This is a genomic window from Nocardioides sp. J54 (assembly GCF_000519005.1).
Lineage (GTDB): Bacteria > Actinomycetota > Actinomycetes > Propionibacteriales > Nocardioidaceae > Nocardioides.
The window spans coordinates 30467-42185 of sequence record NZ_JAER01000038.1 but is presented as its reverse complement, the minus strand read 5'-3'; the positions used below and the strand labels follow the sequence as shown (position 1 = coordinate 42185).

14 protein-coding genes and 1 tRNA gene are annotated in these 11719 nt (G+C 71.4%); 4 read left to right on the top strand and 11 right to left on the bottom strand.

Features of this window, described 5'->3' with window-relative positions; translation table 11 throughout:
- Positions 1 to 148: 148 nt before the first annotated feature.
- From NOCJ54_RS0118840 to NOCJ54_RS0118810, 6 genes are all read right to left on the bottom strand, one after another.
- A complete protein-coding gene (locus NOCJ54_RS0118840) occupies positions 149 to 466 on the bottom strand; it encodes a hypothetical protein (protein WP_028656733.1) in 318 nt (105 codons plus the stop codon).
- 195 nt (positions 467 to 661) lie between these two features.
- Positions 662 to 868: a hypothetical protein gene (locus NOCJ54_RS0118835; RefSeq protein WP_028656732.1), complete on the bottom strand. Its 207-nt coding sequence runs from the start codon at positions 866 to 868 to the stop codon at positions 662 to 664.
- The gene (locus tag NOCJ54_RS29575; protein ID WP_157514968.1) at positions 865 to 1011 is read right to left on the bottom strand and encodes a hypothetical protein; all 147 of its coding nucleotides are present in this window, start codon (positions 1009 to 1011) and stop codon (positions 865 to 867) included. Before NOCJ54_RS29575 ends, NOCJ54_RS0118835 begins: the two co-directional genes overlap by 4 nt.
- 198 nt (positions 1012 to 1209) lie before the next feature.
- Complete coding sequence (locus tag NOCJ54_RS0118820; protein WP_028656731.1) at positions 1210 to 1482, bottom strand: hypothetical protein; 273 nt, start codon at positions 1480 to 1482, stop codon at positions 1210 to 1212.
- Between the two features lie 66 nt (positions 1483 to 1548).
- The gene (locus NOCJ54_RS0118815) at positions 1549 to 2121 is read right to left on the bottom strand and encodes a hypothetical protein (protein ID WP_028656730.1); all 573 of its coding nucleotides are present in this window, start codon (positions 2119 to 2121) and stop codon (positions 1549 to 1551) included.
- A gap of 38 nt (positions 2122 to 2159) precedes the next feature.
- Positions 2160 to 3272 carry an ATP-dependent DNA ligase gene (locus NOCJ54_RS0118810; protein ID WP_028656729.1) on the bottom strand — a complete coding sequence of 371 codons (1113 nt, stop codon included), beginning with the start codon at positions 3270 to 3272 and terminating at the stop codon, positions 2160 to 2162.
- 130 nt (positions 3273 to 3402) lie between these two features.
- Between NOCJ54_RS0118810 and NOCJ54_RS26915 the strand changes: the two genes are divergently transcribed.
- Positions 3403 to 4344: a DMT family transporter gene (locus NOCJ54_RS26915; RefSeq protein ID WP_036518672.1), complete on the top strand. Its 942-nt coding sequence runs from the start codon at positions 3403 to 3405 to the stop codon at positions 4342 to 4344.
- A gap of 21 nt (positions 4345 to 4365) precedes the next feature.
- On the opposite strand, the gene NOCJ54_RS0118800 is transcribed toward NOCJ54_RS26915, so the two are convergent.
- Positions 4366 to 4441 (bottom strand) — tRNA-Thr (locus NOCJ54_RS0118800).
- A 31-nt stretch (positions 4442 to 4472) separates the two neighbouring features.
- Positions 4473 to 5336 (bottom strand): pyridoxal kinase PdxY, encoded by an 864-nt coding sequence (gene pdxY / locus NOCJ54_RS0118795; protein WP_028656728.1) that lies wholly within the window; start codon positions 5334 to 5336, stop codon positions 4473 to 4475.
- 124 nt (positions 5337 to 5460) lie between these two features.
- Between pdxY and NOCJ54_RS0118790 the strand changes: the two genes are divergently transcribed.
- Complete coding sequence (locus NOCJ54_RS0118790; protein WP_028656727.1) at positions 5461 to 7116, top strand: GMC family oxidoreductase; 1656 nt, start codon at positions 5461 to 5463, stop codon at positions 7114 to 7116.
- Complete coding sequence (locus tag NOCJ54_RS0118785; protein WP_051486077.1) at positions 7113 to 8708, top strand: succinic semialdehyde dehydrogenase; 1596 nt, start codon at positions 7113 to 7115, stop codon at positions 8706 to 8708. Before NOCJ54_RS0118790 ends, NOCJ54_RS0118785 begins: the two co-directional genes overlap by 4 nt.
- A gap of 134 nt (positions 8709 to 8842) precedes the next feature.
- Here NOCJ54_RS0118785 and NOCJ54_RS0118780 read toward each other — a convergent pair whose 3' ends face one another.
- The gene (locus NOCJ54_RS0118780; protein WP_028656725.1) at positions 8843 to 9289 is read right to left on the bottom strand and encodes an Hsp20/alpha crystallin family protein; all 447 of its coding nucleotides are present in this window, start codon (positions 9287 to 9289) and stop codon (positions 8843 to 8845) included.
- A gap of 82 nt (positions 9290 to 9371) precedes the next feature.
- Between NOCJ54_RS0118780 and NOCJ54_RS0118775 the strand changes: the two genes are divergently transcribed.
- The gene (locus NOCJ54_RS0118775; RefSeq protein ID WP_232221833.1) at positions 9372 to 9674 is read left to right on the top strand and encodes a MerR family transcriptional regulator; all 303 of its coding nucleotides are present in this window, start codon (positions 9372 to 9374) and stop codon (positions 9672 to 9674) included.
- Between the two features lie 126 nt (positions 9675 to 9800).
- Here NOCJ54_RS0118775 and NOCJ54_RS0118770 read toward each other — a convergent pair whose 3' ends face one another.
- The gene (locus NOCJ54_RS0118770; RefSeq protein WP_232221832.1) at positions 9801 to 10607 is read right to left on the bottom strand and encodes a dioxygenase family protein; all 807 of its coding nucleotides are present in this window, start codon (positions 10605 to 10607) and stop codon (positions 9801 to 9803) included.
- Positions 10608 to 10840: 233 nt separating this feature from the next.
- Complete coding sequence (locus NOCJ54_RS0118765; protein WP_198020270.1) at positions 10841 to 11503, bottom strand: uracil-DNA glycosylase; 663 nt, start codon at positions 11501 to 11503, stop codon at positions 10841 to 10843.
- Between the last annotated feature and the right edge of the window lie 216 nt (positions 11504 to 11719).

Genomic DNA, 11719 nt, shown 5'->3' with positions numbered 1-11719 from the left:
ACTGCACGGTAGAGCTTGCCGATCTCTGTGGAGGTCAGCTCTCGGGGGGAGTGGTCCCGCAGGATCGCTGCCGCCTGATCGCACTCGATCGAGGCGACAGCCCGGAGGTGGTCCCGCTGCGGTGCGCCCCAGCTGCGCTCGAGAGCGCTCATCGCGATGCCTCCTCGATCGCCGCAGACAGGGCCTCCAGCAGCTCGCGGGCCTGCTCGATGGTCATGCCGTCCTCCGCGCGCGGGTGCGTCACCTGGATCAGCGGCTCCTCGGTCTGGTCCGGGGTGCCGTCGGGGTAGGCGACCCGGCTGTGCCAGACCGGCCCCTCGGTCGAGCGGTGGATGACGAGCCCTTCCCACTGGCCGAGGTCGGCCACGTGTGCGTCGTACCCCTCGGTGCACCAGTCGGGACAGACGATCGTCGGCCGCACGCCCGGCGGGATCGCGAGGACGGGCGGGCGGAGGGGGCCTTCCATTTCAGGCATACCCGTAGTACGTTCTGTGGTGTTCATTCTTTCCCCTTGTGGGACCTGGGCCCCGTTGGAGCGGCAACTCCGGCGGGGCCGTTCTGGTTTTCTCTGAGTCGAGAGGACGGCGGCAACCGCCCCTGAGGCTGGCGAGGGGGCCACGCTAAGCCGAGGTCTGGCTTCGCGTGCCCGTTTCTGGAGGATTCAGCGAAGGGCACCCCTCCTCGCGGTCGACGCGGCAAAGAACTCCTCGTAGGCGGCGACGTGCTCGGCACCTCGGTCGACGTGCCAGTCCCGCCCCTCCGGGTGCCTGTGTGCGCACACCATCGCGAGGCCAGCCTCCTCGAGGGCCAGGTCCTGCCGGCGGTAGAGCTCGTCGCGCGTCAGCGGCGAGAACGGGAGCGCGTTCACGACGCGTCCCCGGTGGCTCGGGCGATCGAGTGGTCGACGCGCTCGATCAGCGGCTCGGACTCCATCGAGGAGGCGAGCAGCAGGCAGGTCGCCATGACTGCGGCGAAGATGGTCACGAGGACCAGTGCGGTAACGAGCTTCATTGGGACCTCGGATCTCACCCGATAACCTGACCCACAGCGCTTGTCCTACGGCCCGCTTGTTCCGCTCAGTCGCACAGCGCTTTCACGGTAGGCACCCCGAAGATGCCGGGCGAGCCGCCGCGGGTGCAGCCCAGCAAGAAGGTCGCCGAGCACTGGGACGAGGACGGCAACCGCATCGAGGGCACCTGACCGAGGGTGTCAGCCGGGGTGGCCGGCGCCGCGCACCGCGACGACCTCGCAGGAGCGGGCCAGCTCGTCGCGCGCGCCGGCGGGCAGCTCGGGCACGGCCTCGGCGAGCAGCAGCTGGAGCGCGGTGCGGGTGGTGCGGCCGAGGTGGGGGAGGCCCAGGGCCGGGACCTCGGCGAGCGTCCAGCGGCACAGCTCGATGACGAGCTCGATGCGCAGCGGCTCCAGCGGCGCCCCGTCGATCGTGTCGACGACCTTGCTCCGGAGCTCGCGTGCGGTGACCATGCCGGGTCAACGACCGCGCGCCGGCTGCCGTTACGTGGCCCGGCCGGCGGCGCGGGTCACAGGCCCTCAGGCGCCGGTGACGCCCTCCCCGCCGCCCGCCTGGGCCGCGGGTGCCTCGTGCTCGAGCAGGTGCAGCACCGGGACGCCGAGCTTGCGGCGCGCCCGCGAGGTCCAGTCGACGTGGAAGAACTCGGCCACCAGGTGCGGGCGGGTGAGGATGATCGCCTCGCGCCCGTCGACCTCCCGGACCTTGCGGATCAGCGCGTCCACGGGCGGGTCGGTCACGATGCAGCGGCTCGCCACGTGCGCGCCGGTCGCTGCGAGGACGTCGGCGGTGGTGGCGAGGTCGCGGTCGGCCTGCTCGCGGTACTCCTCGCGCAGGTGGTCGATCTCGTCCGGCGAGGGCGTGATCGGGGGAGCGATCAGGTCGGCCCCGCCGATCACCCCGAGGGAGGCCTCGACGGCTGCGGCGGCGTCGGCCATCGGCAGCAGCACGTGGTAGACGACCTCGATGGTCGGGTCGTCGTCCAGCTCGACGTGGAGGCTCCGGACCTGTTCGGCGTCCGCGGCAGTCAGCGCCTGCTCGACCAGCAGGACGACGTCGTACGGCTCCTCGCGCGGAGCGGGCTCGGTGGTCATGCCACCATCCTGCCGCGCCGCCGGGCGCGGGTCGAGGATCAGCCGCCCAGCACGTCGGCCAGGTCGTAGCGCACCGGCTGCTCGAGCTGCTCGTAACCGCAGGACTCCGGGTCACGGTCGTTCCGCCAGCGCTTGAAGTGCGCGGTGTGCCGGAAGCGCGGGCCCTCCATGGCGTCGTACTTCACCTCGATCACCCGCTCGGGGCGCAGCGGGGTGAAGGAGAGGTCCTTGCCCTGGCTCCAGCGGCTCTGCGTGCCGGGCTGGCGGCCCGGGTTGGCGACGAGGAACTCCTGCCACCGCCCCCACGGGTGCTCCTCGATCGGGCAGACCAGCGGCTGCAGCTCCTGCCACAGCTCGGCGCGCCGCTTCGCGGTGAAGCTCGCGCTCACCCCCACGTGCTGCAGCTCGCCGTCCTGGTAGAGCCCCAGCAGGAGGCTGCCGATCAATGGGTTCTCGGGCGTGCTCGTCTTGTGCTCGCGGTAGCCGGCGAGCACCACGTCGGCGGTGCGCTCGTGCTTGATCTTCAGCATCGTGCGGGCGTTCTGCGCGTACGGCGCACTCATCGGCTTCGCGACGACGCCGTCGAGGCCGGCGCCCTCGAACTGGTGGAACCACTCCTCGGCGACGGCCGGGTCGGTGCTGGTGCGGGTCAGGTGGCAGCGCCCGCCCGTCGCGCCGAGGTGGGCCAGCGCCTGCTCGAGGGCCGCGCGCCGCTCGGCGAACGGTCGGTCGACGTACGACTCGTCGCCCAGCGCCAGCAGGTCGAAGGCGACGAAGTCCGCCGGCGTCGTCTCCGACAGCATCGTGATCCGCGACGCGGCCGGGTGGATGCGCTCCTGCAGGACCTCGAACTGGAGGCGGCCCTTGCCGTCCTCGCCGTCGAGCGCCACGAAGATCTCGCCGTCCAGCACGCACCGCTCGGGCAGCTCGGCCCGGGCGGCCTCGACGAGCTCGGGGAAGTAGCGGGTCAGCGGCTTGGTGTTGCGGCTCGCCAGCTCCACCTCGTCGCCGTCGCGGAACAGGATGCAGCGGAAGCCGTCCCACTTCGGCTCGAAGCTCAGCCCCTGCGGGTCCACCTTCGCCGGGTCGGGCACGCCCGACACGGACTTGGCGAGCATCGGCTGCACGGGCGGCATCACGGGGAGGTCCACGCACCTGAGACTAGTCAGCCGCCCGACACTCATCGGTGCGTCGCGGCTGGAGTCGCGGATGACCGCATGTCGACGAAGGGTGGCCGAAAACCGGGTGCTGCGACGTGGTGGTGCCCCCTAGATTCGTCAGGTGACCTCGCCTGCCACCGACACCGCACCCGACGGCACCGACGGCACCGAGGTCACCGGCCCGCCGGCCTGGCAGCCGGTCGCCGCGCTCGGCGTCACCCTGGTCTTCTGGGCCTCGGCCTTCGTCGCGATCCGGCACCTCGGTCACGAGGTCACCCCCGGCGCGCTGTCCCTGGGCCGGTTGCTCATCGCCGCCGTCGTGCTGTCGGCGCTCCTGGTGCGGGCGCCGCGCCACCGGTTCACCCGCACCGAGCTGGTGCTCCTGGCCTGCTGCGGCGTCGCGTGGTTCGGCGTCTACAACCTCGCCCTCAACGACGCCGAGCGACGCATCGACGCCGCCACCGCCGCGATGGTGGTGCAGGTCGGCCCGATCCTCATCGCCCTGCTCGCCGGCCTCTTCCTCGGCGAGCGGCTGACCGGCTGGCTGCTGCTGGGGATGGCGGTCGCCTTCGGCGGCGTGGTCATCATCGGCAGCGCCATGCGCGGCGACGGTGGCTCCGACCTGGCGGGCGTGCTGCTGGCCCTGCTCGCCGCCGCGACGTACGCCGTCGGCGTGGTCTGCCAGAAGGTCCTGCTGTGCCGGCTCTCCGGCCTCGAGGTCACCTGCTACGCCTGCTGGATCGGCGCGCTGGTCTGCCTGCCGTGGCTCGGCGACCTCGGCGACGTCCTGAGCACGGGCAGCACCGAGACCCTGCTGCTCATCGCCTACCTGGGCGTCTTCCCGACCGCCGTCGCCTTCAGCACCTGGGCCTTCGCGCTGCGCCACACCGACGCCGGCAAGCAGTCGCTGACCACCTTCCTGGTGCCGGTCATCGCCGCGGTCATGGCGTGGGCCCTGCTCGACGAGGTCCCGCCCCCACTGGCCTTCCTCGGCGGCGCGCTGTGCGTCGTCGGCGTGCTGCTCACCCGGCGCAAGCCGCGCGTCCCGGCGGCTGCTGCCTGACAGCGGGAGGCCGGACGGGCGTGGAGCCGCGTGTCGGAGTCGAACCGACGACATTCGCATTACAAGGGCGACGCTCTGCCAACTGAGCTAACGCGGCGTGCACTCCTCGGAGCGCGCGCCAATCCTAGTCAGCGCAGGCGGCGGGCCTCGAACCGCTCCTGCGGGTGGGCGATCGCCTCCTGGGCGTCGATGAGCCGCAGCTCGCGCTCGCCGGACTCGAGGGTCATTGCGAGCACGTCGTACACGGACGCGACGGTGCGGCTCAGCGCGGTGGCGGGGGAGCCGGTGCTGTGCAGGTGGGCGGTGAACAGGGCGGCGGTGATGTCGCCGGAGCCGTTGGCCTTCATCGGCAGCCGCGGGGTCTGCACGATCCACGCGCCCTCGCCGGTGACGGCGACCATCTCGATGACGTCCGCGGGGGCGTCGGCACGCTCGACCGAGGTCACCAGGATCGTGGCGGGGCCCATCGCACGGACCTCGTCGGCGGCCTCGAGCACCGCCTCGATCGGGGCGGGGGAGCCGAGGGTGTCGCGGCCGGTGATGAAACCGAGCTCGAACTGGTTCGGGGTGAGGATGTCGGCGACCGGCACGACCTTCTCGCGGATGATCGGCGGGATCTCCGGGTTCACGAAGCAGCCGGACTTCGCGTTGCCCATCACCGGGTCGCAGGTGTACGACGCCGCCGGGTTCGCGGCCTTGACCCGCTGCACGGCGTCGACGATCACGCCGGCGACCGCGGGGGAGCCCTGGTAGCCGGAGAGCACCGCGTCGCAGCCGGGGAGCACGCCGCGCTCCTCGATGCCCGTGATCACGTCGGCGACGTCGGCCGGGTCGAGCAGCGGGCCACGCCAGGCGCCGTACCCGGTGTGGTTGGAGAAGTGGACGGTGAACACCGGCCACACCTCGTGCCCGAGGCGCTGGAGGGGGAACACGGCGGCCGAGTTGCCGACGTGGCCGTAGGCGACCGAGGACTGGATGGACAGGATCCGCACGGGTCCATCCTCCCGCCAGCGCCGGAGATCACGAAATGTGAAACCCTTTCGTGAAAGAACTAGAACGCGTTACAGTGAGCCGTCGCCAATGACGCACGTCACAGATCGAAGGATGGATGCCCCCATGGCCAAGCGCCCGTCGTACAGCAGTGAAGCCGACTACGTCGTCGTCGGGTCGGGCAGCTCCGGGGCCATCGTGGCGGGTCGCCTCGCGCAGTCCGGGGCGAGCGTGATCCTGCTCGAGGCCGGTCCGTCCGACGACAAGGGCCTGCACGGCTACATGGCGAAGGTGCCCGGGATGATCGGCCCGATGCACTCCGAGCCGAAGCTGGAGCGGCTCTTCGACTGGGGCTACCGCTCCGTGCCGCAGCCCGGCCTCGACGGCCGCCGGATGCCGGCTCCGCGCGGCAAGATCGGCGGCGGCTCGTCGTCGGTCAACGGCATGGTCTACGTGCGCGGCAACCGCGCCAACTACGACTCCTGGGCCGCCGAGGGCAACACCGGCTGGGACGCCGACTCCGTCAACGCCGCGTTCAAGCGCTACGAGGACTTCGAGGACGGCGAGAACGAGTTCCGCGGCGCCGGCGGCCCGATCAAGATCACCCGCAACAAGACGCCGCAGGAAGCCACCCTGCAGTTCATCCAGGCGACCGCCGACACCCTCGGCGTGAAGGTCCTCGACGACTACAACGCCGCCGAGCAGGAGGGCATCGCCCGGATGCAGCAGAACGCTGCCGACGGCCTGCGCTACTCCTCGACCCGCGGCTACGTGCACCACCTCGCGCCGCGCACCCTGGAGTTCCAGACCGAGGTCCACGTGACCAGGGTCGTCATCAAGGACGGTCGCGCCACCGGCGTCGAGGTCGTCGACCAGGGCCGCAAGGGCGGCACCCACCGCTTCATCAAGGCAGGCAAGGAGGTCGTCCTCTCTGCCGGCTTCATCAACAGCCCGCAGCTGCTGATGCTCTCCGGTGTCGGCCCCGCGGACCACCTGTCCTCGCTCGGCATCGACGTGGTCGCGGACCTGCCGGTCGGTGACAACCTGCACGACCACCTGTTCCACCCGCTGTCGTTCCACATCCCGACCATCACCCGCAAGGGCAACCCCTGGACCTTCGCGAAGGGGACGGCCCGCAACCTCGCCGGTCGCAAGTCCTTCCTCGACAACTCGGTCTTCGAGTCGGTCGGCTTCGTCCGCTCCAGCCTCGCCGCCGACGTCCCGGACATCCAGCTGCACGCGCTGCCGTGGACCTACCCGAGCCCCAACCAGGACGAGCCGATCCGGCACATGCCCGACCCGCGCCCGGGCCTGACCGTCTTCTCGACGCTGATCTACCCCAAGAGTCGCGGCACGATCCGCCTCGCGTCCGCCGACCCGATGGCCGCGCCGCTCATCGACTACGGCTTCTTCCAGCACCCCGACGACGTCGAGGTCCTCGCCCAGGGCACCGAGATGATCCGCGAGATCATGGCGTCGGCCGCCTTCGGTGGCTCGGTGAAGGCCGAGATCCACCCCGGTCCGTCGATCCCGAACGGCAAGGAGCTGCGGATCGCGCTCAAGGAGCGCTCGACGTCGGTCTACCACGGCGTCGGCACCTGCCGGATGGGCGTGGACGACCGTGCGGTCGTCGGGCCGGACCTCAAGGTGCGCGGCATCGAGGGCCTGCGCGTCGCGGACGCCTCGATCATGCCGAGCATCACCGGCGGCAACACCAACGCGCCGTGCTACATGATCGGCGAGAAGGCCGCCGAGCTCATCCTGGGCGGGGCGGACTGGTGACCGGCGACGAGCGCCGCGTCCTCGGCACGGGTGCCGACGTACGCCGTCCGGCGAGCATCACCGAGGACCTGCTGCAGCGCCTCGTGGGCCGGGTCCGCGGCTCCACCGGCAACACGTGGAAGCTCACCGAGGTCTACACCGGTGACGTCCTCGTCGAGCTGCCGCAGTCGTCCCCCGAGGACATCGAGGCCGCCTTCGAGGAGGCCCGCGAGGCGCAGCGCCTGTGGGCGCGGTGGCCGGTGGAGAAGCGGTTGGAGGTGTTCGACCGCGCGCACACGCTGCTGGTCGACAACGCCCACACCACTGCCGACCTGATCCAGGCCGAGAGCGGCAAGAACCGGCGGATGGCCATCGAGGAGACCTGCGACCCGCCGATGATCATCAGCTACTACCTCAAGCGGGCGGCGAAGCTGCTCGCGCCGAGGAAGCACGGCGGCCCGGTGCCGTTCGTGTCCTCCTCGACCGAGGTCCGCGTCCCCAAGGGCGTCGTCGGGATCATCGCCCCGTGGAACTTCCCGTTCGCGACGGGCCTGTCGGACGCGATCCCGGCGCTGATGGCCGGCAACGCGGTCGTGGTGAAGCCGGACAACAAGACGGCGCTCTCGCCGCTTTTCGGCATCTCGCTGCTCGAGGAGGCGGGCCTGCCCAAGGGCCTGTTCCAGGTCGTCTGCGGCGAGGGCCCCGACGTGGGCCCGACGCTGATCGACAACGCGGACTACATCATGTTCACCGGCTCGACCGCGACCGGTCGCGTCATCGGTGAGCGCGCCGGCCGCAACCTCATCGGCTGCTGCCTCGAGCTCGGCGGCAAGAACCCGATGATCGTGCTCGACGACGTCGACGTCGAGGAGTGGGTGGAGTCGGCGTCGTTCGGCGTCTTCGGCAACACCGGCCAGATCTGCATGCACATCGAGCGGATCTACCTCCCCGACAGCCGGTACGACGAGCTGAAGGCCGCGTTCGTCGAGCGCGCCTCGACGCTGACCATGGGGGCGGCGTACGACTTCGGCCCGGAGCTCGGCTCGCTGGTCTCCCCGGACCACAAGGAGCGGGTCGCCTCGCACGTCGAGGACGCCGTCGCCAAGGGCGCCACGGTGCTCACCGGCGGCCGGGCGCGCCCCGACGTCGGGCCGGCGTTCTTCGAGCCGACCGTGCTCGAGGGCGTCACCACGGACATGGTCTGCGGCGTCACGGAGACCTTCGGCCCCGTGGTGGCGCTGCACCGCTACCGCACGGTCGACGAGGCGATCCACCTCGCCAACGACACCGACTACGGCCTCAACGCCTCGGTCTGGAGCGGCGACCTCAAGCGCGCCCAGGCGGTGGCCGCGCGGATCGAGTCGGGCAACGTCAACATCAACGACGCGCTCGCGACGGCGTACGCCTCCAAGGGCTCGCCGTCGGGTGGGGTGAAGAACTCCGGCGTCGGCGCCCGCCACGGAGACCAGGGCCTGCTGAAGTACACCGACGCCAAGAACGTCGCGGTGCTGAAGAAGCAGGTCATGGGCGCCCGCCCGGGCCAGGACTACGACGCCTACGTCAAGCAGATGCTGTCGTCGCTGAAGCTGATGAAGAAGCTGCGGGTGCGCTGACGCGGCCCGCCGCCCTGCGCACGCAGGGCCGGCGAGGGAACTGGCACGGGACGGCCGGCGCGGTGACCGCGCCGGCCGTCCCTGTCTCCCACCCACCAGGAGCCCCGGGGTGCCGCCCCGGGGACGAGGGTCCGTCAGGCCTCGATGGCCTCGGTCCGCTGCTCGGTGGCCTGGCCACCGCTGATCTCGATCTTGCGCGACTTCGCGCGCTCGGCGACCGGGATGACCATGCGGAGCACGCCGTTGTCGTAGCTGGCGTCGATCCGCTCGAGGTCGAGGTTGTCGCCGAGGACGAGCTGGCGCGAGAACTGGCCGTGGACGCGCTCGGACGCGAGCCGCTGCCAGTCGCCGTTGCCCATGACGCGCTCGGCCTTGATCGTCAGCACGTTCCGCTCGACGTCGATGTCGATGCTCTCCCGGCTCACGCCGGGCAGGTCGAACTCGAGCACGAACTCGTCACCCTGCCGCCAGGCGTCCATCGGCATCACGGCCGGCCGGTTCGTGGTGCCCAGGGCCGAACCCAGGAGCTGGCTGGTCAGCCGGTCGAAGTCGCGGAACGGGTCGGTGGTGCGCAGCAACATGACATGTCTCCTCTCGAGGTTCGCCGGCACGGTGCCGGCCGCTTCATTGACCTGTAACGAACGTTATAGATAATCTGTTCCCGTGGATCAAGTCGCAATGGCGCGCGGGTCGGCCAGGGCGCGCACGCGGGGCGTCTACGCCATCTCGGTCGCTGCCGACATGACCTCGCTGCAGGTGCAGAACATCCGGGTCTACGAGCGGCGCGGGCTGCTGTGCCCCGAGCGCAGCGCCGGCGGCACCCGGCTCTACAGCCCGGCCGACATCGAGACCCTGCACCGCATCCGCGACCTGCTCGCCGAGGGCCTCAACCTCGCCGGGATCGCCAAGGTGCTCGAGCTCGAGGCCGAGGTCGCCCGGCTGCGGGCACGCCTGCAGCGCGGCTGAGCCGTCGTCGTACCGACGGCGGGGGAGGTTGCTGACGTCTTCTCGCGGTTGTCGGCCGTTGCAAACGTCGACAAGCGCAGGAATCCCCGCCTGGGCGGGGATTCCTGCAGGTGTCGTCGGGCCGGGTCAGGCGACCTGCAGCGACCGCTTGGACAGGCCCATCCAGAACTCGTCGCGGATGACCTGCTCGCCCGGCGTGGCGGGGTCGGTCGCGGCGCCGAGGGTGACGAAGAGCGGGCTGTAGTGCTCGACGGTGGGGTGCGCGTAGGGCATGCCCGGCGCCTTGTCGCGGTACGACGCCAGCTCGTCGACGTCGCCGCGGGCGAGCGCCTCGCCGGCCCAGGCGTCGAAGTCCTTCGACCAGCCGGGGGCGGCGGCCTCGATCCGGAACTCCCGGAGGAAGGGCAGGCCGTGGGTGAGGAAGCCGGAGCCGATGATGAGCACGCCCTCGTCGCGCAACGGGCGCAGGCGGCGGCCGATCTCCATCAGCCGGCCCGGGTCGTGGGTCGGCATCGACATCTGCAGCACCGGGATGTCGCCCTGGGGGTACATGATCTTCAGCGGCACCCACGCGCCGTGGTCGAGCCCGCGCGAGCGGTGCTGGTGGACCGGCTCGGTGCGCGGCATGGTCGCGGCGATCCGGCGGGCCAGGTCCGAGGCGTCGGGCGTCTCGTAGGTCATCTGGTAGTACTTCGGCGCGAAGCCGCCGAAGTCGTAGACGAGCGGCGCGTGGCTCGCGCTGAGCGACAGGGGAGCGGACTCCCAGTGCGCGCTGACGATGAGGATCGCCTTCGGGCGCGGCAGGTCCCGGGCCCAGGTGCGCAGCTGGCCCGACCACACCGGGTCGTCGAGCAGCGGCGGCGCGCCGTGCCCGATGTAGAGGGCGGGCATCCGGTCGGCCGGGGTGCCGGGGGTGGTGGTGTCAGTGCTCATGTCCGTCCCAACTAGTTGAGACTTCAACTTTATTCCGGACGCACGTCGCTGGCAAGGGTGAGCCGGGCCACCCGACCCGGCTGGCGTCGTACGACGGAGCTTGATGACGTCTTCTCGCGCTTGCTGGCCGTTGCAACCGTCATCAAGCGCGGGAATCCCCGCTCAGCCGGGGATTCCTGCAGCCCCGGCGACCCCAGCCAGACCCCAGGGTCAGCCCGGCCCTCAGCCCGCCCTCAGTCCGGCAGGGTCCAGTCCACCGGCTCGGCGCCGAGGTCGACGAGCAGGTGGTTGACCCGGCTGAACGGTCGGGAGCCGAAGAACCCGCGGTGGGCCGAGAGCGGGGAGGGGTGCACGGACTCGACCCACGGGATGGGGCCGAGGTGCGGCTTGAGGGTCTGGGCGTCCCTGCCCCAGAGGATCGCCGCGACCGGGGCACCGGCCTCGGCACGCCGGACGAGGGCCTGGATCGCACACGCGGTGACGTGCTCCCAGCCCAGGCCGCGGTGCGAGCCGGGCTCGCCGGGGCGCACGGTCAGCACCCGGTTGAGCAGCATGACGCCCTGGTCGGTCCAGGCGCCGAGGTCGCCGTGGGCGGGCGGGACGACGCCGACGTCGTTGGCGAGCTCCTGGTAGATGTTGCGCAGGCTCGGCGGCAGTGGCCGGACGCTGCGCTCGACGGCGAAGCACAGGCCGATCGGGTGGGCCGGGTTCGGGTAGGGGTCCTGGCCGACGACGAGCACGCGCACGTCGGCGAGGGGGCGCTGGAAGGCGCGGAAGATCCGGTCCCCGGCGGGCTGCCAGGCCCGGCCGGCGGCGACCTCGTCGCGCAGGAAGCGACCCAGCGCCTCGACGCGGTCCTCGACCGGCGCCAGCGCCTCGGCCCAGTCGGCGGCCATCAGGCCCTTCTCGACGAGTCCGGAGAGAGCACCCACGGCCGGAACCCTAGTGCGCCCGCGGGCGCGTGGTCCCCCCAGACCCACCATCCTCGGGTCCCGGCCGGGGTGCTGTTCTCGCCGCCGGTCGCGCTCTCCCTTCGCGCCGGCGGTCCGCTCCACCGTGTGGTGCCGTCCCTCTCCCTCCCAGGGACGCCACCCGGTGTCGCGGGGGTAGCT